The sequence below is a fragment of the Paenibacillus sp. FSL R5-0490 genome (assembly GCF_001956215.1).
GTDB lineage: Bacteria > Bacillota > Bacilli > Bacillales > Cytobacillaceae > Cytobacillus.
On the sequence record NZ_MRTQ01000040.1, the window covers coordinates 1 to 24,504 of the forward strand.

21 protein-coding genes and 1 pseudogene are annotated in these 24,504 nt (G+C 45.2%); 20 read left to right on the forward strand and 2 right to left on the reverse strand.

Translation table 11 applies throughout. The features are described 5' to 3' along the window. The first annotated feature begins 161 nt into the window (after window positions 1-161). From purE to purD, 12 genes are all read left to right on the forward strand, one after another. The gene (gene purE, locus BK139_RS22415; RefSeq protein WP_076263227.1) at window positions 162-650 is read left to right on the forward strand and encodes a 5-(carboxyamino)imidazole ribonucleotide mutase; all 489 of its coding nucleotides are present in this window, start codon (window positions 162-164) and stop codon (window positions 648-650) included. After that, window positions 637-1,791: a 5-(carboxyamino)imidazole ribonucleotide synthase gene (gene purK, locus BK139_RS22420; RefSeq protein WP_286149093.1), complete on the forward strand. Its 1,155-nt coding sequence runs from the start codon at window positions 637-639 to the stop codon at window positions 1,789-1,791. Before purE ends, purK begins: the two co-directional genes overlap by 14 nt. 3 nt (window positions 1,792-1,794) lie before the next feature. Next, window positions 1,795-3,087, forward strand: coding sequence for an adenylosuccinate lyase (gene purB, locus BK139_RS22425; protein ID WP_076263229.1), 1,293 nt, complete (start codon window positions 1,795-1,797; stop codon window positions 3,085-3,087). Between the two features lie 83 nt (window positions 3,088-3,170). Then, window positions 3,171-3,896, forward strand: a complete 726-nt coding sequence (gene purC / locus BK139_RS22430) for a phosphoribosylaminoimidazolesuccinocarboxamide synthase (protein ID WP_076263231.1) — start codon at window positions 3,171-3,173, stop codon at window positions 3,894-3,896. Beyond that, on the forward strand, window positions 3,884-4,138 hold the full coding sequence (gene purS, locus BK139_RS22435) for a phosphoribosylformylglycinamidine synthase subunit PurS (RefSeq protein WP_009336741.1): 255 nt from the start codon (window positions 3,884-3,886) through the stop codon (window positions 4,136-4,138). Before purC ends, purS begins: the two co-directional genes overlap by 13 nt. After that, on the forward strand, window positions 4,135-4,821 hold the full coding sequence (gene purQ, locus BK139_RS22440) for a phosphoribosylformylglycinamidine synthase subunit PurQ (protein WP_076263234.1): 687 nt from the start codon (window positions 4,135-4,137) through the stop codon (window positions 4,819-4,821). Before purS ends, purQ begins: the two co-directional genes overlap by 4 nt. After that, a complete protein-coding gene (gene purL, locus BK139_RS22445) occupies window positions 4,805-7,021 on the forward strand; it encodes a phosphoribosylformylglycinamidine synthase subunit PurL (protein WP_076263236.1) in 2,217 nt (738 codons plus the stop codon). Before purQ ends, purL begins: the two co-directional genes overlap by 17 nt. Then, window positions 7,006-8,403 (forward strand): amidophosphoribosyltransferase, encoded by a 1,398-nt coding sequence (gene purF, locus BK139_RS22450; RefSeq protein ID WP_076263238.1) that lies wholly within the window; start codon window positions 7,006-7,008, stop codon window positions 8,401-8,403. Before purL ends, purF begins: the two co-directional genes overlap by 16 nt. A gap of 149 nt (window positions 8,404-8,552) precedes the next feature. Beyond that, entirely contained in the window at window positions 8,553-9,578 is a 1,026-nt protein-coding gene (gene purM, locus BK139_RS22455) for a phosphoribosylformylglycinamidine cyclo-ligase (protein WP_076263241.1), read from the forward strand. 13 nt (window positions 9,579-9,591) lie between these two features. Next, entirely contained in the window at window positions 9,592-10,173 is a 582-nt protein-coding gene (gene purN, locus BK139_RS22460) for a phosphoribosylglycinamide formyltransferase (RefSeq protein WP_076263243.1), read from the forward strand. A gap of 31 nt (window positions 10,174-10,204) precedes the next feature. Continuing rightward, window positions 10,205-11,740, forward strand: a complete 1,536-nt coding sequence (purH, locus tag BK139_RS22465; protein ID WP_076263245.1) for a bifunctional phosphoribosylaminoimidazolecarboxamide formyltransferase/IMP cyclohydrolase — start codon at window positions 10,205-10,207, stop codon at window positions 11,738-11,740. Between the two features lie 400 nt (window positions 11,741-12,140). Then, window positions 12,141-13,409, forward strand: coding sequence for a phosphoribosylamine--glycine ligase (gene purD, locus BK139_RS22470; RefSeq protein ID WP_076263247.1), 1,269 nt, complete (start codon window positions 12,141-12,143; stop codon window positions 13,407-13,409). Here purD and BK139_RS24570 read toward each other — a convergent pair. Together BK139_RS24570 and BK139_RS22475 are read right to left on the reverse strand one after the other, a co-directional pair. Continuing rightward, window positions 13,387-13,500 (reverse strand): EYxxD motif small membrane protein, encoded by a 114-nt coding sequence (locus BK139_RS24570; protein ID WP_323805933.1) that lies wholly within the window; start codon window positions 13,498-13,500, stop codon window positions 13,387-13,389. The genes purD and BK139_RS24570 overlap by 23 nt on opposite strands. Window positions 13,501-13,558: 58 nt before the next feature. Beyond that, complete coding sequence (locus BK139_RS22475) at window positions 13,559-13,843, reverse strand: YgaP family membrane protein (protein WP_076263250.1); 285 nt, start codon at window positions 13,841-13,843, stop codon at window positions 13,559-13,561. 196 nt (window positions 13,844-14,039) lie between these two features. Between BK139_RS22475 and BK139_RS22480 the strand changes: the two genes are divergently transcribed. From BK139_RS22480 to BK139_RS22515, 8 genes and pseudogenes are all read left to right on the forward strand, one after another. Beyond that, window positions 14,040-15,782: an adenine deaminase C-terminal domain-containing protein gene (locus BK139_RS22480; RefSeq protein WP_175609182.1), complete on the forward strand. Its 1,743-nt coding sequence runs from the start codon at window positions 14,040-14,042 to the stop codon at window positions 15,780-15,782. Window positions 15,783-15,876: 94 nt separating this feature from the next. Next, a complete protein-coding gene (locus tag BK139_RS22485) occupies window positions 15,877-16,932 on the forward strand; it encodes a DUF3048 domain-containing protein (protein WP_076263255.1) in 1,056 nt (351 codons plus the stop codon). Window positions 16,933-16,972: 40 nt separating this feature from the next. Then, complete coding sequence (locus BK139_RS22490; RefSeq protein ID WP_035333268.1) at window positions 16,973-17,281, forward strand: YerC/YecD family TrpR-related protein; 309 nt, start codon at window positions 16,973-16,975, stop codon at window positions 17,279-17,281. Between the two features lie 409 nt (window positions 17,282-17,690). After that, window positions 17,691-18,377 (forward strand): heptaprenylglyceryl phosphate synthase, encoded by a 687-nt coding sequence (gene pcrB, locus BK139_RS22495; protein WP_076263257.1) that lies wholly within the window; start codon window positions 17,691-17,693, stop codon window positions 18,375-18,377. Between the two features lie 77 nt (window positions 18,378-18,454). Further along, window positions 18,455-20,686 carry a DNA helicase PcrA gene (pcrA, locus tag BK139_RS22500; RefSeq protein ID WP_076263260.1) on the forward strand — a complete coding sequence of 744 codons (2,232 nt, stop codon included), beginning with the start codon at window positions 18,455-18,457 and terminating at the stop codon, window positions 20,684-20,686. 41 nt (window positions 20,687-20,727) lie between these two features. Next, complete coding sequence (gene ligA, locus BK139_RS22505; protein ID WP_076263262.1) at window positions 20,728-22,734, forward strand: NAD-dependent DNA ligase LigA; 2,007 nt, start codon at window positions 20,728-20,730, stop codon at window positions 22,732-22,734. A 15-nt stretch (window positions 22,735-22,749) separates the two neighbouring features. Further along, window positions 22,750-23,919, forward strand: coding sequence for a CamS family sex pheromone protein (locus BK139_RS22510; RefSeq protein WP_076263265.1), 1,170 nt, complete (start codon window positions 22,750-22,752; stop codon window positions 23,917-23,919). Between the two features lie 364 nt (window positions 23,920-24,283). Next, a pseudogene (locus tag BK139_RS22515) lies at window positions 24,284-24,504 on the forward strand (L-glutamate gamma-semialdehyde dehydrogenase); the annotation flags it as partial.

Consider the following 24,504-nt stretch of genomic DNA (forward strand, 5'->3'; position numbering starts at 1 on the left):
AGGCAGAGGCTTAGTTGAACCAATCGGGTTCGTAGTGTCGATTGATCGAAGCGCTAGCGGAGATCTTAGCGACACTAGAACGCGACTAACAATCACCGGGGGATAAAGCGCCCCCACTGATTGTAGTTTCACTTTATATTGGAAGATTTGGAGGAGAAGGAATGAGCGTACAAGCAGCAGTCATTATGGGAAGCAAGTCAGATTGGGAGACAATGAAGCACGCTTGCGGAATTCTGGAAGAGCTTGAAATCCCGTTTGAAAAGAAAGTTGTTTCAGCCCATCGGACTCCAGATCTTATGTTTGAATATGCTGAGCAGGCAAGGGACAGAGGCATTAAGGTTATTATTGCGGGTGCAGGCGGAGCAGCACATCTGCCAGGAATGGTAGCAGCGAAAACAACACTTCCCGTCATTGGAGTACCAGTGCAATCAAAGGCTCTAAACGGACTGGATTCATTGCTGTCCATTGTTCAAATGCCCGGCGGCGTTCCGGTTGCAACAGTTGCAATTGGAAAAGCAGGAGCCGTTAATGCCGGATTGCTGGCAGCACAAATACTCGGCGCTTTTGATACAGCCATTGCAGAACGTCTTCAGTCCAAAAGAGATAAAACAAAACAGGAAGTACTGGAAAGTAGTGATGAACTTGTCTAATACAACCATTTTACCTGGACAAACAATTGGAATTATTGGCGGGGGACAGCTTGGGAGAATGATGGCGCTGGCAGCTAAGGCTAATGGCTTCAGGATTGCGGTATTGGATCCATCAGATGATTCTCCTTGCGGGCAGGTTGCGGATATAAAAATCCTTGGCGAATACGGCCATTTAGATTCTATAAAAGAGCTGGCGAAAGTAAGCAATGTTATCACTTATGAATTTGAGAATATCAGTGCAGAAGCTCTTGAGTGGCTTTGTGCAAATGCGTATGTCCCACAGGGGAGCGAGGTGCTGGGGATTACCCAGGACAGGTCAAAGGAAAAAGCAGCCATCCAAAAAGCCGGCTGCGAGGTCGCGCCATATGCGGTCATTACGACTGAAAAAGACATTTATGATAATATAGAAAAGCTTGGCTATCCAGCAGTGTTAAAGACATCCAGAGGCGGATATGACGGAAAAGGGCAGTTTGTAATAAAGAACGGGCAGGATATTGAGAAAGCTGCAAATCTTCTGGAGAATGGCGAGTGCGTCCTTGAAAAATGGATCGCTTTCGAAAAGGAAATATCGGTTATTATCTGCCGGAATATTTCGGGTGAAAAAGCAGTATTTCCAGTCGGGGAAAATGTCCATAAAGAAAACATACTGCACCAGACCATTGTGCCGGCCATGATCACAGCTGATGCGGAGGAACGGGCAGTAAAGGCAGCAAACCGGCTGGCAGAAGCTTTAAGCCTTGTCGGTACACTGGCAGTCGAAATGTTTCTGACAAAGGACGGACAGATTTACATTAACGAGCTTGCACCCCGTCCGCATAACTCAGGCCACTATTCGATTGAAGCCTGCGAAACCTCCCAGTTTGAACAGCACATCCGCGCGGTATGCAATTGGCCGCTTGGAAGCACAGAGCTATTAAAACCGGCTGTTATGGTAAACATATTAGGAGAGCACCAGGAGCCTTTAATTAAGAAAATACCCCAATTGGATGACTGGAAGATACACCTGTACGGAAAAAAGGATGCCAAATATAAACGCAAAATGGGACATGTCACACTTCTGCGGAACTCAGCCGAAGAGGCACTCGAAGAAGCAGAACAGAGCGGCATTTGGACCCCTGTGAAGGAAAAGATCGGAGGATAAAACATGATTGAACGCTATACGAGACCGGAAATGGGAGCTATCTGGACAGAAGAGAACCGCTTTAAGGCTTGGCTTGAGGTAGAAATTCTTGCCTGTGAAGCTTGGGCTGAATTAGGAGATATTCCGAAAGAAGATGTTCAGAAAATCCGTGAGAATGCTTCTTTTAATATTAACCGCATTAAAGAAATCGAAGAGGAAACACGGCATGATGTTGTCGCTTTTACTCGTGCGGTATCTGAAACGCTTGGCGAGGAGCGCAAATGGGTTCATTACGGGCTTACTTCCACAGATGTCGTTGACACGGCTCTTTCTTACGTAATCAAGCAGGCGAATGATATTCTTCTAAAAGATATTGAACGTTTTGTGGAAATCCTGAAAAACAAAGCACAGGAGCACAAGCATACAGTGATGATGGGCCGTACGCACGGAGTGCATGCGGAGCCAACAACTTTCGGTTTAAAGCTTGCACTATGGTATGAAGAAATGAAGCGTAATCTTGACCGCTTTAAAGAAGCAGCTGCTGGTGTAGAGTTCGGTAAAATCTCTGGTGCCGTTGGAACATATGCAAACATCGATCCGTTCGTTGAAAAGTATGTGTGTGAAAAGCTGGGCATCCAGCCTGCGCCAATTTCTACACAAACACTTCAGCGTGACCGTCATGCACATTATATGGGTGCACTTGCACTTGTGGCCACTTCAATCGAGAAATTTGCGACGGAGATCCGCGGCCTGCAAAAAAGCGAAACGCGTGAAGTGGAAGAGTTTTTCGCGAAAGGCCAGAAGGGATCATCAGCAATGCCGCATAAACGCAATCCGATTGGTTCAGAAAATATGACGGGAATGGCAAGAGTAATCCGCGGCTATATGATGACTGCTTATGAAAATGTGGCATTATGGCATGAGCGCGATATTTCCCACTCATCAGCTGAAAGAATCATCCTGCCTGACGCTACAATTGCACTGAACTATATGCTGAACCGCTTTGGGAATATCGTAAAGAACTTAACAGTTTTCCCTGAAAACATGAAGCGCAATATGGACCGTACTTTAGGGCTGATTTACTCTCAGCGTGTTCTTCTGGCCCTGATTGACAAAGGCATGACTCGTGAAGAGGCATATGATACTGTCCAGCCGCGGGCCATGGAAGCATGGGAAAAGCAGGTGCAATTCCGCAGCCTGATCGAACAGGACGTGACCATTACATCAAAGCTATCCGAAGCAGAAATAGATGACTGCTTTGACTATAACTACCACATCAAGCATGTGGATACTATTTTTGACCGTTTAGGTTTATAAAAAATAAAGAGGTAAAGAGCAGTCTTTACCTCTTTGCCATCACGAAAATTCCCAATCTTCAAAAAATAAGGAGGCTCTCCGCAATGGAAAAAGGAGCATTGTTATACGAAGGCAAAGCCAAAAAGGTATATCAGACAAACGATGAAAATATTGTCTGGATTGAATATAAAGATTCTGCAACAGCCTTTAATGGGGAGAAAAAAGCAAGCATCAGCGGCAAGGGCCGGCTGAATAATGAGATTACCAGTTTGTTATTTTCAAAGCTTCAGGAGCTGGGGATTGATTCTCATTTTATTAAAAAGCTTTCGGAGACAGAACAGCTTGTAAAAAAAGTGGATATCATTCCGCTCGAAACAGTGGTCCGTAATGTTGCGGCGGGGAGCTTTTCTAAGAGATTGGGAGCTGAAGAAGGGAAAGAATTATCAAGACCAATTGTTGAGTTCTACTACAAAGATGATGAGCTTGGTGATCCGCTGCTGACAGAAGATCATATTGAAGTTCTTCAACTGGCTGATAAGCAGGAAGTTATCCTTTTACAAGAAAAAGCACTACAAGTTAATGCCGTTTTAAAAGACTTTTTCAAAGACCTGGGCATTAAACTAGTAGATTTCAAGCTGGAGTTTGGTAAAGATGAATCTGGCCAAATTTTGCTGGCTGATGAGATTTCGCCAGATACCTGCAGGCTTTGGGATATTGAAACAAATGAAAAACTGGATAAAGATGTTTTCCGCAGGGACCTTGGAAATTTAACGGATGCATATGAAAATATTTTAGCGAGACTGGGAGGCCAAACCGTATGTACAAAGTAAAAGTTTTCGTCACATTAAGAGAAAGTGTTCTAGATCCTCAAGGAACAGTTGTAAAAAACTCTCTGCACTCCATGAACTACAGCGAAGTGTCTGATGTACGCATTGGAAAATACATGGAGCTGACAGTGGAAAAAAGCGACCGTCCTGTTGAAGAGGCAGTAAAGGAAATGTGTGAGCGCTTGTTGGCTAATGTTGTGATTGAAGATTACCGCTTTGAAATTGAGGAGGCTGTTGCTCAGTGAAGTTCGCAGTGATCGTATTTCCAGGGTCCAATTGTGACATCGATATGTACCATGCAGTAAAGGATGAGCTTGGAGCGGAAGCCGAATATGTCTGGCATGACGCAGAAAGCTTGGATGAATATGATGGAATCCTTCTTCCAGGCGGGTTCTCATATGGTGATTACCTTCGTTCCGGTGCAGTGGCACGCTTCAGCAATGTCATGAAGGAAGTAGTGAAAGCTGCTGAGGCAGGCAAGCCGGTTCTCGGTGTCTGCAACGGATTTCAAATTCTGCTAGAAGCCGGTCTTCTGCCGGGAGCGATGAGAAGAAACGACAGCTTGAAATTCATTTGCCGCACGGTCGAATTGAAGGTTGAAAACAATGGAACGATGTTTTCATCCTCATACGAAAAAGGCGAGGTAATCAATATCCCAATCGCCCATGGCGAAGGTAACTATTATTGTGACGAAGCAACTTTAGAGGCTTTAAAGGCAAATAATCAGATTGTCTTTACTTATAACGAAACAAACCCAAATGGCAGCCTGGAAAACATCGCAGGCATTGTCAATGAAAAGGGAAATGTACTCGGCATGATGCCGCACCCTGAAAGAGCCGTTGATGAGCTTTTAGGGGGAGCAGATGGCCTGAAACTTTTTCAATCAATCGTAAAACAATGGAGGGACGCACATGTCGTTAAGCTTTAAGCCAAGTCCGGAACAGTTAAAGGCACAGAAGGTATACAAAGAGATGGGATTGTCTGATGACGAATTTGCGATGATTGAAAAGATTATCGGGCGTTTGCCAAATTACACAGAAATCGGTTTGTTTTCGGTTATGTGGTCAGAGCATTGCAGCTACAAAAACTCAAAGCCCGTGTTAAGCAAGTTCCCGACAACAGGAGAGAAAGTACTTCAGGGACCAGGGGAAGGAGCTGGAATTGTTGATATCGGCGATGGGCAAGCAGTTGTTTTTAAAATTGAAAGCCATAATCATCCGTCTGCAATCGAGCCTTACCAGGGGGCAGCAACAGGTGTCGGCGGGATTATCCGCGATGTATTTTCAATGGGCGCAAGACCGGTCGCACTCCTCAACTCTTTACGCTTTGGAGAATTGGATTCTCCTCGTGTACGGTACCTTTTTAAAGAAGTAGTCGCAGGCATTGCGGGCTACGGAAACTGCATCGGCATTCCAACAGTTGGGGGAGAAGTGCAGTTTGATCCTTCCTATGAAGGAAATCCGCTTGTAAACGCTATGTGCGTCGGCTTAATTGACCATAAGGATATCAAAAAAGGCCAGGCCCACGGAGTAGGCAACACAGTCATGTATGTTGGTGCAAAAACGGGCCGTGACGGTATCCATGGTGCTACTTTTGCATCTGAAGAATTAACAGACCAATCAGAATCAAAACGCCCGGCTGTCCAGGTTGGCGATCCATTCATGGAAAAGCTTCTGCTTGAAGCATGTCTTGAACTGGTCCAGTCTGACGCACTTGTCGGCATACAGGATATGGGAGCTGCCGGTTTGACAAGCTCTTCTGCTGAAATGGCGAGCAAAGCGGGATCGGGAATTGAAATGAATCTGGACCTTGTTCCTCAAAGGGAAACGGGCATGACTGCATATGAAATGATGCTTTCCGAGTCTCAGGAGAGAATGCTGATTGTCGTGAAAAAAGGACGCGAGCAGGAGATCGTTGATTTATTTTCCAAATATGATCTTGAAGCTGTTTCGATTGGCAAGGTAACGGATGATAAAATGCTCCGCCTGACTCATCAGGGGGAAGTGGTGGCAGAGCTGCCGGTAGATGCGCTTGCAGAGGATGCGCCGGTTTATCATAAGCCATCAAGCGAGCCGCAGTATTACCGTGAATTTCAGGCAATGGAAAATGAAATTCCTGCGGTTGAGGATTATAAAGAAACATTGGTAAAGCTTCTTCAGCAGCCGACGATTGCAAGTAAGGAATGGGTTTACGACCAGTACGACTATATGGTCCGCACGAATACAGTAGTGGCACCTGGATCAGATGCCGCAGTCATCCGCATCCGCGGCACCCGCAAAGGGTTGGCCATGACGACAGACTGCAACTCCCGCTATATGTATCTTGATCCTGAAACAGGCGGAAAAATTGCTGTTGCCGAAGCGGCAAGAAATATCATTTGCTCTGGCGGCCAGCCATTGGCAATAACAGATAATCTGAACTTCGGAAACCCGGAGAAGCCTGAAATCTTCTGGCAGATCGAAAAAGCCGCAGACGGAATCAGTGAAGCATGCCGCACATTGAATACACCCGTTATCGGCGGAAACGTCTCATTATATAACGAAACAAATGGAACAGCTATTTACCCAACGCCTGTCATTGGAATGGTGGGGCTTGTAGAAGACATTGACCATGTGACAACACAATCTTTTAAAGCAGCTGGGGACTTAATTTACCTGGTTGGCGAAACGAAGGATGAATTCTGCGGCAGTGAGCTGCAGAAGATGACATACGGCAGGATTTTCGGAAAAGCGCCTGAGCTTGATCTTGAAGAAGAAGAAAAGGCACAGGAACAAATTTTAAAAGCCATCCGTTCAGGGCTGGTTGCCTCTGCGCACGATGTGGCAGAAGGCGGGCTGGCTGTAGCTGCTGCGGAAAGCCTGATCGGTTCAAAAGGTCTGGGTGCAGATATCCGGGTAACTGGAAATGCGACTTCAGCTTTATTCAGTGAATCACAATCCCGTTTCCTGCTATCAGTAAAAAAAGAAAACCAGGAAGCATTTGAACGTTTGGTGGATGCGACACTAATCGGTGAAGTAACCGAAGCACCTGTACTTTATATGTCTAATGAAGAGGGCCTATTGCTTGCCGAACAGGTTAACGTTCTGAAGCAGGCCTGGAAAGGAGCTATTCCATGCTTGCTGAAATAAGAGGACTGAATGAAGAGTGCGGTGTTTTTGGAATCTGGGGGCATCAGGATGCTTCCCAGATCACGTATTACGGGCTTCATAGTCTGCAGCACCGCGGCCAGGAAGGCACCGGGATGGTTGTTACGGATGGAAAGAAGCTGAAAGGCATGAAAGGTGAAGGCCTTGTAACGGAAATTTTCACAGCAGATGCCATGAAGGAGCTGGAAGGAAAAGCAGCGATCGGACATGTCCGCTATGCGACTGCCGGCGGGGGCGGATATGAAAATGTCCAGCCTCTCCTGTTCAACTCACAAAGCGGCAGCCTTGCTCTCTGCCATAACGGAAACCTGGTGAATGCGACTGCCTTGAAGCATCAGCTTGAAGGACAGGGAAGCATTTTTCAAACGAGCTCGGATACAGAGGTGCTGGCTCACTTAATTAAGCGTGCAGGTTTCTCTTCACTTAAGGACCGTGTCAAAAATGCATTATCCATGATTAAAGGAGCTTATGCTTTTCTGATTATGACCGAAACAGAACTGATGGTTGCGCTGGACCCGAACGGCATGAGGCCGCTCTCACTTGGCAAGATTGGCGATGCTTATGCGGTTGCATCTGAAACCTGTGCATTTGATGTGGTCGGGGCAGAGTTTATCCGCGACATTCTGCCGGGAGAGCTGCTGATCATTGATGATAATGGATTCCGATCCGAAATGTTTGCCATGGCCTCTAATATTGCCATGTGCACGATGGAATATGTTTATTTCTCCCGTCCGGACAGCAATATCAACGGGATCAATGTGCATACCGCCCGGAAAAATCTTGGGAAGCAGCTGGCTCTTGAAGTGCCGATTGAAGGTGATGTTGTTACGGGTGTGCCGGATTCCAGCATTTCAGTTGCGATTGGATATGCTGAAGCGTCTGGCATTCCATACGAGATGGGTCTGATTAAAAACCGCTATGTGGGGCGCACATTTATCCAGCCATCCCAGTCGCTGCGTGAACAGGGTGTGAAAATGAAGCTGTCCCCGGTACGCGGAGTGGTAGAAGGCAAAAGAGTCATCATGGTGGACGACTCGATCGTCCGCGGAACAACAAGCAGACGGATCGTTACCATGCTGAAGGAAGCTGGTGCGACTGAGGTACATGTGCTGATCAGCTCACCGCCGATTAAAAATCCATGCTTCTATGGGATCGATACGTCGACAAAGGAAGAATTGATCGCCGGCAATCATTCTGTCGAGGAAATAAGAGAAATCATTGGTGCAGATACCCTTACCTTCTTAAGTACAGAGGGGATGGTCAAAGCAATTGGACGAAAAGACGGACAATGCCTGGCATGCTTTACAGGACAGTATCCGACGGAGATTTATCCGAGTACATTGCATCCTTATGAAAAGGTATAGATATGAAACTTGGCCGGTATTTTGCTCTTTTTGGCCGGTAAATATAAAGAATTGGCCGGTAAATCATCATTTTTGACCGGTAAAAGCACAATGTTGGCCGATAAAATACAAAATCGGCCTTTATTTTTCCAATACGGGGTGAAAAACAGATGGCAAATGCATATAAACAGGCCGGAGTAGATATTGAAGCTGGCTATGAAGCAGTTTCCCGCATGAAAAAACACGTACAGAAGACGATTCGTCCGGGTGTGCTTGGCGGTTTGGGCGGATTTGGCGGCATGTTCGATCTTTCTGAACTGAACCTGAAGGAACCGGTTTTGGTGTCAGGAACAGATGGTGTCGGCACGAAGCTGATGCTCGCTTTTATGATGGAAAAGCATGACACGATTGGGATTGATGCGGTCGCCATGTGTGTAAATGATATTGTCGTACAGGGAGCAGAGCCCCTTTACTTCTTGGATTATATCGCTTGCGGAAAAGCGGCGCCTGAACGGATTGAAGCGATTGTGAAAGGCATCGCGGATGGCTGTGAACAGGCCGGGTGTGCACTCGTAGGCGGTGAAACAGCCGAAATGCCTGGCATGTACAGTGAGGAAGAATATGATCTTGCCGGCTTTGCAGTCGGTGCCTGTGAAAAATCCAGCCTGATAAATGGTGCGGACATCAAGGCAGGAGATGTGCTGATTGGCCTTGCATCCAGCGGAATTCACAGCAATGGGTATTCACTTGTCAGAAAGCTGTTTTTTGAAAAAGCGAATATGTCCTTAACCGATCATGTAGAAGAATTAGGCTGCACTTTAGGGGAAGAGCTGCTTCGTCCTACAAAAATTTATGTAAAGTCCCTTCTTTCAGCTATGAAGCAATTCAAGCTGAAAGGCATGGCCCACATTACCGGCGGCGGATTTATTGAAAATATCCCGCGCATGCTGCCTGAAGGCCTTGGCGCCCAGCTTACTGAAAGCAATTGGGAAGTGCCGCCTGTGTTCACGGTGATGGAGAAGCTTGGCCGACTCGAACGCAAGGAAATGTACAACATTTTTAATATGGGAACAGGCATGGTGATTGCAGCAGATAAAGATATTGCTGATGAACTGATCGCCTATTTTAATGAATTTGGCGAAAAGGCCTATCTGATGGGGACAGTAACGGATCAGGAAGGAATTGAAATTCTGTAACTTGGAGGAAGTCATGAAAAAAATAGCAGTGTTTGCTTCCGGAAGCGGAACGAACTTTCAGGCCATTGCTGATGCCGCCAGAAAAGGGGACTTGCAGGCTGAGATTGTCTTGTTTGTCTGTGACCGGTCAGGTGCCTACAGCATCCAGCGTGCGCAAAACGAACAGGTGCCGCAATTTGTTTTTTCAGCTAAAGACTATGCCGGCAAAGCAGAGTATGAAAGAGCGATTTTGCAAAGGCTGAAGGAGAGCGGGGCCGAGTATATTATTCTCGCAGGCTATATGAGACTGATTGGCCCGACGCTTTTGAAAGAGTTTGAAGGCAGGATTATTAATATCCACCCTTCTCTTCTTCCCGCTTTTCCAGGTAAGGATGCGATTGGCCAGGCATTATCTGCCAATGTGAAGGTAAGCGGTGTGACGGTTCATTTTGTCGATGAAGGAATGGATACGGGCCCGATAATTGCTCAGGCGCCAGTTGCTATAGATGAGGGTGAGACTCTTGAAAGTCTTCAAAAGAAGATACATGAAGTCGAGCATAAGCTTTATCCGCAGGTTTTGCAAAGTCTTTTCTGTGCTAAAATGGTAGAGAGCTAAAGTTTATTCAACAGAGTCAGGGGGAGCGAACATGAAGAAACGTGCATTAATCAGTGTTTCCGACAAAAATGGCATCACAGAATTTGCCCGGCAGCTAAGCGAACTGGGATTTGAAATTATTTCAACAGGCGGTACAAAAAAAGCGCTGGAAGAGAGTGGGGTTCCTGTTATCGGCGTAAGCGATGTGACAGGCTTTCCGGAAATCCTGGAAGGACGTGTAAAAACATTAAATCCGATGATACATGGCGGACTGCTGGCTAAGCATGGCGAACCAGCCCACAAGCAGCAGCTTGAGGAGCATGGGATCCAGCCTATCCAGGTTGTGTGCGTGAATTTGTATCCGTTCCAGCAAACCATAGCTAAACCGGATGTGACAGTAGAGGATGCGATAGAGAATATAGATATCGGCGGCCCGTCCATGCTGCGTGCTTCCGCCAAGAACCATGAATATGTAACGGTTGTGGTGGATCCTGTCGATTATGAAACAGTTCTTTCACAGCTGAAAGAAACCGGAGAGGTTCAAAAGGAAACCCGCCGCAGGCTTGCTGCGAAGGTATTCCGCCACACAGCTGCCTATGATGCGATGATCGCTGAATATATGACAGATTTGGCAAATGAAGAAACGCCTGAAAAATTAACGGTTACGTATGAATTGAAGCAAACATTGAGATACGGGGAAAATCCGCATCAAAGTGCTGCGTTTTACCGTAAGCCGCTTGGTTCTGAATTTTCGATTGCGAACGCTGAACAGCTTCACGGCAAGGAATTATCCTACAACAATATCAACGATGCAGATGCAGCTCTCCAAATCGTTAAAGAATTCTCGGAGCCTGCAGCAGTTGCTGTTAAGCATATGAATCCTTGCGGAGTGGGGACCGGAGAAAATGTATTTGATGCTTTTTCAAAAGCTTTCGCAGCTGACCCTGTTTCAATTTTCGGCGGAATCATTGCCTTAAACAGGGAAGTGGATGCAGAAACAGCCAAAAAGCTATATGAAATTTTCCTTGAAATCATCATTGCACCATCCTTCTCAGATGAAGCGCTTGAAATTTTGAAAGGGAAAAAGAACCTGCGCCTGCTGACCATTCCTTTTGAAGGAAAAAAGAAAGCGGAGATGAGATTGTCCGCTATTGAAGGCGGCCTGCTGACGCAGGAATATGATCTATTCACTCTTGAAGATGCAGAAGTAAAAGTTGCGACCAAGAGGGAGCCGACGGAAGAAGAGTGGAAAGCACTGAAGCTGGGCTGGAAAGTCGTTAAGCATGTGAAATCCAATGCGATAGTCGTCAATGATGCAAACATGACACTTGGAGTTGGTGCCGGGCAGATGAACCGCGTGGGCTCTGCCAAAATTGCGCTTGAACAGGCAGGTGAAAAAGCAAACGGAGCCGTAATGGCATCGGATGCCTTTTTCCCAATGAACGATACCGTTGAAGTCGCAGCCAAAGCAGGCATCACAGCCATCATCCAGCCGGGGGGCTCCATCCGTGATGAAGACTCCATCAAAAAGGCCGACGAGTACGGAATTGCCATGGTCTTTACAGGCGTACGGCATTTTAAACATTAAACGAAAAGCGGAAGCGCCTCGACCAGGGGCGACAAGCATAAGACGAGCTGTCGGAAAGGTGGTTCTTTACCTTTTTGACAGATTGGCTTATGACCTCGAGCCCCTAGGCGCTGTAGCTAGACAAACGAAAAGCGGAAGCGCCTCGATAGGAGGAACGCAGACTAAGAGCGCCACGTCCTGTGGCAACGTCTGCATGACTCCCATCCTGGGAGCCTCAAGCATAAGACGAGCTGTCGGAAAGGTGGTTCTTTACCTCTTTACCTTTTTGACAGATTGGCTTATAACCTCGAGCCCCTAAGCGCTGTAGCTGGACAAACGAAAGCGGAAGCGCCTCGATCAGGAAGGCGCTGAGCTAAACAATACGAAAAGCGGAAGCTGACATTTTACGGAGGTGGGCGTAATGAAGGTATTGGTTATTGGTAGAGGCGGACGTGAACATGCAATTTGCTGGAAGATGAATCAAAGCCCTTCAGTTGAACAGGTTTTTGCGGCTCCGGGAAATCCGGGAATGGAAGATTCAGCAGTGCTTGCTGCCATTCAGGAAAACGACCAGGAAAAGCTTGTGCAATTTGCTCAGGAAAATGAAATTGACTTGACTGTAATTGGGCCGGAAGTGCCGCTGCTTGAGGGACTGGCAGACCGATTTGAAGAAGCCGGGTTAAAGGTATTTGGACCAAAAAAAGCTGCAGCTGAAATTGAAGGCAGCAAGTCTTTTGCCAAAGAGCTTATGAAGAAATATGCTATCCCTACTGCCGAATATGGAGTATTCAGCAACTATGAAGAAGCGAAAGCCTATATTGAAGCAAAGGGCGCTCCCATTGTTCTGAAAGCAGATGGCCTTGCAGCAGGAAAAGGCGTAATAGTGGCCATGACCATGCAGGAAGCATTATCCGGGATTGAGGAGCTATTATTAAATGAAAAGTTTGGACAGGCTTCTTCTACAGTTGTAATTGAAGAATTCCTTGAAGGGGAAGAATTCTCTTTAATGGCATTTGTGAACGGAGAAACCGTCGTTCCGCTGGAAATTGCCCAGGATCACAAGCGTGCTTTTGATGGAGATCTGGGACCGAATACAGGCGGAATGGGTGCTTATTCACCCGTACCGCATATTGGTGAGGAAACAATTGCAAAAGCTGTTGAACAGGTTTTGTACCCGGCAGCGAAAGCAATGGTTCAGGAAGGCCGAAGTTTTACCGGAATTTTATATGCAGGTCTGATTAAAACAGCAGCAGGCCCGAAGGTAATCGAATTTAATGCCCGTTTTGGAGATCCTGAAACACAGGTGATTTTACCGCGGATGAATTCGGATCTGGCGGAGGTAATGCTGGCAGTCCTGAATGGGGAGCAGCCTGAAATCGAGTGGAGTGAGGAAGCAATCGTCGGAGTGGTAGCTGCTTCAAAGGGCTACCCTGAAGCATACGAAAAAGGAGCTGTGCTGCATGGACTGGATGCGCTTAAAGATGTTTTTGTCTTCCATGCCGGCACTGATCGAAACAGCTCAGGTGAGTATGTGACAAATGGAGGACGCGTGCTGCTGGCAGGCGCCAGAGCGTCTACACTAAAAGATGCACAGCAAAAAGTATATTCCGAACTGGAAAACCTTCAGTGCGAAGGTGTATTCTGCCGCAAAGATATTGCCGATAAAGCTATCGCGCACGTCCTTTCTTAGTCTTCCGGATATACACAAACAGAAGTGCTACAATGCTTCCGATTATGGCTGTCAGCACAAATGTCATATCCATTACGTATTCCCAGAACATATTGTCAGCTCCTTTCTATAGTACAGCCCCCAAATAGGGGGCTGAATTTTTTTAAAACTTAAGACGGATTATAAGGAAGAATCTCCTCAACAGCCTCATCATTATTATGGTGATTTTCTCTCTTTTCCTGAACCATGTCCTGGCCTCTTTCAAAAAGAGCTGTCAATGGGCAAAAGCGGACAATCCCCTCAGCCACTTTCATTCCTCCCAGCATGGCCATCACAAGATAAGAGTCCCGCCAAGGTCTCTTCACAAGCTTTGAAGTGCTCCAGGCCAGTACCGTTAATCCGACTGTTATCCGTATCAAGGCATTTACAATGCCGATATTTGATTTTACATGCATAGGTCCCACCACTTTCATGAAATTTTTACAGTCTTTTACTGATTCTTTAATGCGTTAAACAGTGAAATATGTTACTATAATAAAACAGGAGAAAATGAAAGGGCTTTCTTTATTGATGTAAAGCCATTTTATTAATTGTGTTCATACTAAAAACAGAGTCTTTATATATATAGATATCAACAAGGGAGGGAGTATAGTGCTGGAACAGCGTTACCGTTGGAAAAACAGGCACTTGCGTGAACATGTTTCCGTATTGGACGGAAAACTTTCACCGACGATATTACTTAAGAACGCGCGTTATCTGAATCAGGCGCTTCGCAAATGGATAACAGCAAATATATGGATTTATGGCGACCGTATTGTTTATGTGGGCGAAAAGCTGCCGGAAAAAACAGATCAGTGTGAGGTCTTTGATTGTACAGGACTTACGCTCGTACCCGGATATATTGAGCCGCATGCCCATCCATTTCAATTATATAATCCCCATTCCCTGGCGAGCTATGCATCGCAGTTTGGGACAACAACCCTGATTAATGATAATATGGTGCTTGCTTTACAGCAGGATAAAAAGAAAGCGTTTTCTTTTTTGAAGGAAATGAGAAACATGCCTGCAACAACCTATTGGTGGTGCCGATTTGATGCTCAAACAGAGATCCAGCGCGAAGAATCTGTTTTTTCCCATGGAAACGTTAAATCGTGGCTTGAACATGATGCCGTGCTTCAGGGAGGAGAGCTGACAGGCTGGCCGAAGCTATTGGATGGCGATGATATGATGCTTCATTGGATTCAGGAAACAAAGCGGATGAGGAAAAAGATTGAAGGCCATTTTCCGGGGGCATCCGAAAAAACGCTGGCAAAGCTTATGCTGCTTGGCGCTGATTGTGACCATGAGTCAATGACTGGGAAAGATGTGTATAATCGCCTTTTACAGGGATATACCGTATCTCTCCGGTACTCTTCCATCCGTCCGGATCTGCCGGTTTTATTGGAGGAAATGCATGAAATCGGCATTGATCAATATGATCGGATGGTTTTCACAACAGACGGTTCCTTTTCTTCCTTTTATGAGCAGGGAATCATTGATCATATGATCCGCATTGCCATAGATAAAGGAGTGCCGGTAATTGATGCGTATAATATGGCAACCATTAATGTGGCCCGTCATTATGGAATTGATTATTTACATGGCTCCATTGCGACAGGAAGGGTTGCCAACATCAACTTCCTGTCAGATGAAAATGAACCAACTCCACTATCTGTTATTGCCAAAGGAGAATGGGTGAAGAGAGACGGTGAAAACCTGCATGCCTATAAGCCTGTGGCATGGGAAGAATTCGGCTTTGAACCGCTGGCTATTGATTGGGAGCTGACAAGTGATGATATGCAATTCTCCATGCCTTTCGGGATAAAGCTTGAGAATGCTGTAATTACGAAGCCATACTCCATCACAATTGACGTATCTTCCGAAGAGCTGGAGAAAGACCATGATGAATGTTTCTTCATGCTTGTTGACCGGAATGGACAATGGCGAATAAATACCATACTTAAAGGCTTCTCCCAAAGCCTGGATGGAATGGCAAGTTCATTTTCCAATACCGGTGACATCATTTTAATCGGCAAAAGCAAACAGGAAATGCTGAATGCTTTTAACAGGCTGAAAGAAATTGGCGGAGGCATTGTCATATCTGAAGGGGGAAGGATTGTCCAGGAGATGGAGCTCCGCCTAAAAGGTGTCATGTCCCATAAAAATGTGGAGGAATTAATGCAGGAAGAAAAACAGCTTGTGCATTATTTGCGTGATCAAGGCTACAGACATGAAGATCCAATGTACACGCTGCTCTTTTTCTCTTCAACCCATCTGCCTTATATCAGAATTACCCAGCAGGGAATGTATGATGTCATGAATAAAACGGTACTCTTTCCAACGATAATGCGTTAAAATATGAAAGAGGTGTAATAGAATAGAGATTAAAACTGCTCAAGGGAGCTAACATAGAATCCGCATCAAAAGCAAAAATCACACGGGGTGGAAAATGTTAAAAAGATGGATAGCTGTATCAGCAGCAGCAATGCTTCTCGTTTCTGGATGCAGTAAAGAAAAAGCAGAGGAGCCGGCAAAGCAGGAGACGGAAAAAGCGGAAGAAGCCACAAAAGGTGTCAGCTCTGAAAAAGAACTTCCATTTCAATATCCGCTCACAGGCTTCGGGTCGGAAACAGAGGTGGATGGAAGGGCTGTGGCGGTGATGATCAATAATCATCCGAAAGCCCGTCCGCAATCAGGGCTTAACCAGGCTGATGTCGTCTATGAAATGCTGGCAGAAGGGGACGTGACCCGTTTTCTTGCTATTTTTCAAAGTGAGCGGCCCGAAATGATAGGGCCTGTCAGAAGTTCCAGGGATTATTATATTGAGCTGGCCAAAGGCTATGACAGCCTTTACATTGCCCACGGCTACAGCCCGGAGGCTAAAGAGCTGCTGGATCAGGGGTATGTTGATAACCTGAACGGAATGCAGTATGACGGTACATTGTTTAAAAGGGAAAGCTTTAGACAGGCTCCGCATAATTCCTATATTTCTTTTGACAATGTGCTGAAAGGAGCAAAAGAAAAAAATTATGCGATGGAAGATGAGCCGAAATCTCTTGATTTTCTTTCGAAGGAAGAAATTAAGGCAATTCAGGGAGAGAAAGTTGACTCTGCCATGATCTCCTACTTGGACAATGAATTATTCAATGTCATCTATGAATATGATGCAGGACTTGAGAAGTATAAAAGATATTCCAATGGAGAGCTTACAGCTGACTACAAATCCGGGGAACCTGCATTACTTGATAACATTTTCATCGCAGAAGCAGACCATCAAGTGGTTGACAGCGCAGGCCGCCGTGATATTAACTTAACTTCTGGGGGAAAAGGATATCTCCTTCAAAAAGGAAAAGTGACAGAGGTGCAGTGGGAAAATATTGACGGGCGAATTCTTCCTGTCTTGAACGGCCAGCAGGCTGGCCTGGTTCCGGGGAAAACATGGATCAATATCGTTCCATCAAACCCGGGCCTGGAGCAAACGGTTTCCTTTGAAGCTAAACAATAATGATTGAAAATACTATTTAAACAAAGGGGTATGCAAATATATGCAAATTGATAAGCTAAGAGGCAAAGAACTGGATCAGTTATTTAAGTCTGTTCTATCTTTAAAAGACCTGGAAGAGTGCTACCGATTCTTTGACGACTTATGTACAGTGAATGAAATACAATCCCTGGCACAGCGCCTGGAAGTGGCACGCATGCTTCGTGAAGGAAAAACCTATCATAAAATTGAAACAGATACAGGCGCCAGCACGGCAACCATTTCACGTGTAAAACGCTGCCTCAACTATGGAAATGATGCCTATGAAATGGCATTGGAAAGAATCAAAGAAGAAGAAGCTGAAAAGGCGTAAATATTCGTTTTGCTTAAACCGATGGGGCTGGATCCCGCGGTTTTTTTCTTTGGCTTCTATTAATTTTTTCCACCCAATCCAACATCCTTCTTTTATTTTATCTAGCTTCAGCGCCTAGCCCCTCGAGGTCGCTTCAGGCCAATGGATGAAGTAAAAAAACGACTTCATTCACTGGCCTTCCGACGTACAGGATGTACTAGTGCCGACGTTGCCACAGGACGTGGCGTTTTTAGTCGGCCAGCGCTTGTTGGACTTGCACAGGACGTACTGACGTCAACGTTCGCCACAGGACATGGCGGCTTTTAGTTGACGTTCATCCCTTCAAAAAGACGCTTCAGCTTTTATTTTTTATTCCCAATCTTAAATGATATAATGATGAAATGGAATGATAGAATGGAGGCAATTTTGCATGTATGATGTTCGCGAATGGAGCCACGTATTCAAGCTCGATCCGGATAAAAATATATCAGATGAAGACCTGGAGAAAATTTGCGAGTCAGGGACCGATGCGATTATTGTGGGCGGAACAGACGGGGTCACATTGGAGAAAGTGCTGGATTTAATGGCACGCATCCGCAGATACACGGTTCCATGTGTGCTGGAGGTTTCGTCCATTGATTCAGTTACACCGGGCTTTGACCTGTATTTTATCCCGACAGTCCTTAACAGCCGGGATGTAAAGTGGGTTACAGGCCTTCATCAGGAAGCTGTAAAAGAATATGGGGATATTATGAATTGGGAAGAAATCCTTGTTCAGGGCTATTGCATTCTGAATGAAGAATGTAAAGCCGCGCAAGTCACCAATTCACGTACAGATCTATCTCTTGATGAGGTAAGGGCATATGCAATGATGGCCGAGAAAATGTTCCGCCTGCCCATCTTCTATCTCGAATACAGCGGAAAGTACGGAGATCCAGAAGTGGTCGCAGAGGTAAAAAATACTCTTGAAGAAACCGTATTATTCTACGGAGGCGGCATCCTGAATGCAGGACAGGCAAAAGAAATGGCTGAGCATGCGGACGTCATTGTGGTCGGAAATGTTATTTATGATGATCTGCAGGGTGCATTGGCCACAGTCGAAGCCGCTCGTGCTTAATACAGGTTGCTGATGATCAGCAAACAAGATAAAATAGATTATAAGAACATATGTTTCTATGGTGGTGAAGAGAAGGAATGCAATTTTTAACAGATAAATTATTGAACGGACTAAACCCGCAGCAGCAAAATGCGGTAAAAGCAACTGATGGACCACTGCTTATAATGGCAGGGGCGGGAAGCGGAAAGACAAGAGTTCTTACGCACAGAATTGCTTACTTAATGGTAGAAAAGGGTGTGAACCCCTACAATATTCTGGCAATCACTTTTACAAACAAAGCAGCCCGTGAAATGCGTGACCGTATCCATAATATGATGGGCGGAGCAGCAGACGATATCTGGATTTCAACGTTCCACTCGATGTGTGTGCGTATCTTAAGAAGAGATATTGACCGGATTGGCTATAACCGCAATTTCACGATACTTGATTCAACGGACCAGCAATCCGTTATTAAATCGATCCTAAAGGATAAAAACCTGGATCCCAAGAAATTTGATCCCCGTGCAATTTTGGGATCGATCAGCTCGGCAAAAAATGAATTGATCACTCCAGAAGAGTATGCGAAAACAGCTGGAGATTATATTCAGCAGGTTGCCAGTGATGTATATACAGAATACCAAAAGAGATTAAGACGTAATCAGGCGCTTGATTTCGATGATCTAATTATGATCACGATCCAGCTGTTCCAGCGGGTTCCGGAAGTACTGGAATATTATCAGAGAAAATTCCAATACATTCATGTGGATGAGTATCAGGATACAAACAGAGCCCAGTATATGCTTGTAAAGCTAATGGCAAGCCGATTTAAGAATCTTTGTGTAGTCGGTGACTCGGACCAGTCCATTTATAAATGGCGCGGTGCGGACATTGCCAACATTCTTTCCTTTGAGAAGGATTATCCTAATGCGCAAACCATCATGCTTGAACAAAATTACCGTTCAACAAAAAGGATCCTGCTGGCTGCGAACGAAGTCATCAGCAAGAACCTGAACAGAAAGCCGAAAAACCTCTGGACCGAAAATGCAGAAGGCAATAAGATCTTCTACTATCGTGCCGACAGCGAACAGGGAGAAGCTCAGTTTGTTGCAGGTAAAATCAAGGAATACATCAGCACCGGCAAGCGAAGCGCTTCGGATATCGCGATCTTGTACCGCACCAATGCACAGTCCCGTGTAATGGAGGAAGTGCTGTTAAAGTCGAACATAGAATATTCCATTGTCGGCGGCATCAAGTTCTACGACCGCAAAGAAATCAAGGACATCCTTGCTTATCTGCGCCTTATTGCCAACCCGGATGATGATATCAGCCTTCAGCGTGTGATTAATGTACCGAAGCGCGGAATCGGCTCCGGTTCGGTTGATAAAATCTCCAACTTTGCACAGCTTCATGAAATGAGTATGTTTGAAGCACTTGAATCTATTGAACTGATTGGCTTGAGCCCGAAAATTACAAAAGGGGCAGTTGAATTCAGGGATTTGGTTAAAAACTATACACAAATGCAGGAATACCTATCTGTGACAGAACTTGTGGAAGGGATTTTGGAAAAATCAGGATACCGCGATATGCTGATTGCCGAGAAGTCCATTGAAGCCCAGAGCCGTCTGGAAAACATTGATGAATTCCTGTCTGTTACAAAAAACTTTGAAGAAGCCAGCGAAGACAAATCGCTTATCGCATTTTTGACTGATTTGGCTCTTGTAGCTGACATTGATAAATTGGATGATGATGGTGAAAAAGCAGAATCTGTTGTTCTTATGACACTTCACTCAGCAAAAGGGCTTGAATTCCCTGTTGTCTTTTTACTGGGTCTTGAGGAAGGTGTATTCCCGCACAGCCGTTCTTTAATGGAAGAGTCTGAAATGGAAGAGGAGCGGCGCCTTGCTTATGTGGGAATCACCAGGGCAGAAGAGGAGCTTTTCATTACGAATGCTCAAATGCGTACTTTATTTGGACGCACGAACATGAATCCGCCATCCAGGTTTATTAAAGAAATACCTGCTGATTTGCTGGATGGCCTTGAGCCTGCTAAAAAGCCGTCTCCATTTGGATCATCATCATTTGGCTCTCCGTCTGCTTCAAGAGGAGCACAGCCTCAGCGGAAAGCAGTGATTCGTCCATCTGCATCGAACACAGGCGGAGACGATATTGCCTGGAAAGTCGGCGACAAAGCCCAGCACGGAAAATGGGGAACAGGTACTGTTGTCAGTGTGAAAGGATCCGGCGAAGGAACAGAGCTGGATATTGCGTTCCCGAAACCAGTTGGCATTAAGCGTCTGCTGGCCAAATTTGCACCGATTACAAAGGCGTAACCCCGCTGCATTTTCATTGGATTATAGAAAGGGTTGAATGTATGGACCTTCAATTGGCAGAAAAAAAGGTGAAAGATCTGCACAACCTTTTGAATCAGTACAATTATGAGTATTATGTTCTTGATCAGCCGTCTGTTCCAGATGCTGAATACGATAGGCTGATGAGGGAACTGATTGAGCTTGAAGAACAATTCCCTGAACTGAAAACAGAGGATTCTCCCACACAGAGGGTTGGAGGGGAAATTCTTGATATGTTTGAAAAAGTGGAGCATCAGTCGCAGATGCTCAGTTTGGGAAATGCTTTCAACGAACAGGATTTAAGAGACTTTGACCACCGTGTCCGCCAGGGTGCCGGAGAAAATGTTTCTTATGTATGTGAATTGAAAATTGATGGGCTGGCTGTCTCCCTCCGCTATGAGGATGGATTATTTATTCTCGGTGCCACGCGCGGTGACGGCTCCATTGGTGAAAATATTACTGCTAATCTAAAGACTATCCGTTCGATACCTCTCCGGCTGAAAGAGAACGTCACGATGGAAGTCCGCGGTGAGGCCTTCATGCCAAGACGTTCTTTTGAGAAATTGAATAAAGCAAAAGAAGAGAATGGGGAGGAGCCGTTTGCTAATCCAAGGAATGCTGCAGCAGGTTCCTTAAGGCAGCTGGATCCGCGCCTTGCAGCAAAGCGCAATCTCGATATTTTTGTCTATGGCATTGCAAATGCGGGGAATACAGGAATTGTATCCCACAGTGAAGGTCTGGATTTTCTGGATAGCCTCGGATTTAAAACAAATAAAGAACGCAAAAGATGTGAAAGCATTGAGGAAGTAATTGAATATGTACAGGGATGGACCGACAAACGTCCTGATCTGTCTTATGACATTGATGGTATTGTAATCAAAGTCGATTCACTGGAGGAGCAGGAGCAGCTGGGCGCTACGGCGAAAAGTCCACGCTGGGCCATAGCTTATAAATTCCCTGCAGAAGAGGTTGTTACTACACTCAGGGATATTGAATTAAGTGTGGGGCGAACCGGCGTAGTTACGCCAACTGCGCTACTGGAGCCTGTCCGTGTTGCCGGGACGACTGTCCAGAGGGCTTCACTTCACAACGAAGATTTGATCCGCGAAAAAGATATTAAGATTGGCGATCAGGTGGTTGTGAAAAAAGCGGGCGATATTATTCCCGAAGTTGTGAATGTACTGGCAGACAGGAGAACAGGTGAGGAGCAGGATTTTAATATGCCGACACATTGTCCTGAATGTGAGAGCGAACTGGTCCGTCTTGATGGTGAAGTGGCTTTGCGCTGCATCAATCCAAAGTGCCCGGCACAAATCAGAGAAGGCCTTATTCATTTTGTTTCCCGTAACGCCATGAACATTGATGGCCTGGGTGAAAAGGTGATCAGCCAATTATTTGCCGAAAATCTGATTAAAGATGTGGCAGATATCTACAAATTAACGTATGAACAGCTTATCCAGCTCGAACGGATGGGTGAAAAGTCAGTAAACAATCTTCTTCAGGCGATTCAAAACTCCAAAGGGAATTCTCTTGAAAAGTTGTTATTCGGCCTGGGAATCCGCCATGTGGGAGCGAAGGCAGCCAAAACGCTTGCCCAGGAGTTTAGCCATATGGAGGCACTTGAAAAAGCATCCCGGGACGATTTAACAGCAATAAATGAAATTGGTGAAAAAATGGCGGACTCCATTGTTTCCTTCTTTGAACAAGAGGAAGCTCATGAACTGATTGCCGAGCTGAAAGCAGCCGGAGTCAACATGGCTTATAATGGGCCAAAGCCAGTTTCTGCCGAAAGCTCAGATAGCTTTTTTGCAGGGAAAACCGTTGTTCTGACAGGAAAGCTTGAAATCATGAGCCGAAATGAAGCAAAAGACAAAATAGAAGCGCTTGGCGGCAAAGTATCCGGAAGCGTCAGCAAGAAAACTGATGTTGTAATCGCCGGAGAAGAAGCCGGATCTAAACTGACGAAGGCCCAGGAGCTGGGTGTAGAGGTTTGGAACGAGGAGAGACTGGTTGAAGAATTAAAAAAGTAAGAGGGTGTAAGCTCCGTGAAAAAACTCATGATGCTTGCTTTATCCCTGACCCTTCTGCTTGCAGGCTGTGCGCCTAATTTTAATAAGCAGGAGGAAGTCGTTCAGGAAGACAAGAACGAAAAGGATAAGGCGATCATTCCGAACTATAAAATTTCAGACAAGTATTATCGAACGCTGCTGCCATTTAAACCAAGTGAGTCCAGAGGTCTTGTGGTCAATAATATAAGCACTAAATATGACATTAATGAATTTGAGACCGGGCTAATGAGAATTGCTCAAAATACGTTTGACACGGAAAAATATTTTTTCCAGGATGGCCAGTATCTAAAAAGGGAAACTGTCCAAGCCTGGCTAAACCGCAAGTTCACGGAAGCTCAGCTGAAGGAACGCAAAATGAAAGCTGAAGATAACATCGGCCTAAATCCCATGATTACAGATGGCGGAGATATTGATAAAAATAATGAAAAAAGCCCAATATATCTAGCTCATATACTTGAACATAACTATCTCGTAAGGAATGATGATGGAAAAGGGAGGCTCGAAGGTGTTGTGATAGGTCTTGCCATGAACTCTGTTCATTATTATCAGAAAGAACAATATGGCGCGACTTTTGAAACCGAAATTAAACGGGATGTTCTTGAACGGGAAGGCAAAAAGATGGCTGAAGAAGTCCTTCAGAGAGTAAGGCAAATCAAAGGCCTGAAGGATGTGCCGGTAACCATTGCTTTGTTTGAACAGCAATCAAGAACTTCGGTTGTGCCGGGAAGCTTTTTTGCATATGCTAAGGCAGACAAAGGAAGCAATAAGCTAGGCGGATGGGAAGAGATCAGCGAGAAATATGTCCTGTTCCCTTCAAGCTCAGCTGAAAAAAATCATCGTGATGATTTAACCGCTTTTCTTAACTTTAAACAGGATGTGGAAACATACTTCCCTAACTTCAATGGAGTTATCGGGAAAGCTTTCTATGCCCAGGATCAATTGCAGGAAATCAACATTGATATCCCAATCCAATTCTATGGGAAAGCAGAAGGTATTGGATTTACCCAATATGTAACAGGTCTTGTTGTCAAACACTTCCCTGAATACATCTCAGTCCAGGTAAACATCTCATCAGTCAATGGCCCGGAGGCTCTTGTAGTCCGGAAAGCAGACCAAAGCGAGCCTTTTGTCCATATTTATCATTAGAACAAGGTACCCAGAAGTGCATGAGAAGCACCTTCTGGGTTTTTTGTTTTGAGAGCGATGGCTTTGTTGTGATGAAAAATATGTATTATGCCCAATACAGTACTAAAAAAAATATATAACAGTTTTATCCAACCCTGCCCAATAGGGCTTCAACTCCTTATCCTTCTAAGTGAAACCGCAACTCTGCCCTTTGGATGTTAATATATAACATCTAGGGAGAATGTTTGAAGATAATGATATTTTCGTGTTAATATAGTCTTTGGATGAAAACGTTTTAAGAGAATAGCAAACCTTGTTCCAGCATGTATAGAGCAGGGCGCTGGTATCTGACGTTTGATATTTGGACACTCAGGAGGCGGTAAAAATGGTACAACCTTATAAGCATGAGCCATTCACGAATTTTAAAGAAGAAGAACATCGTGAAGCATATTTAAAGGGTTTACAAACTGTAGAAAGCTATTTGGGCCAGGATTATGATCTATTAATTGGCGGAGAGCGCATTTCTACTGAAGATAAAATTGTATCAATCAATCCTTCTAATAAAGAAGAAGTAGTGGGCCGTGTTTCAAAGGCAAACCGCGAGCT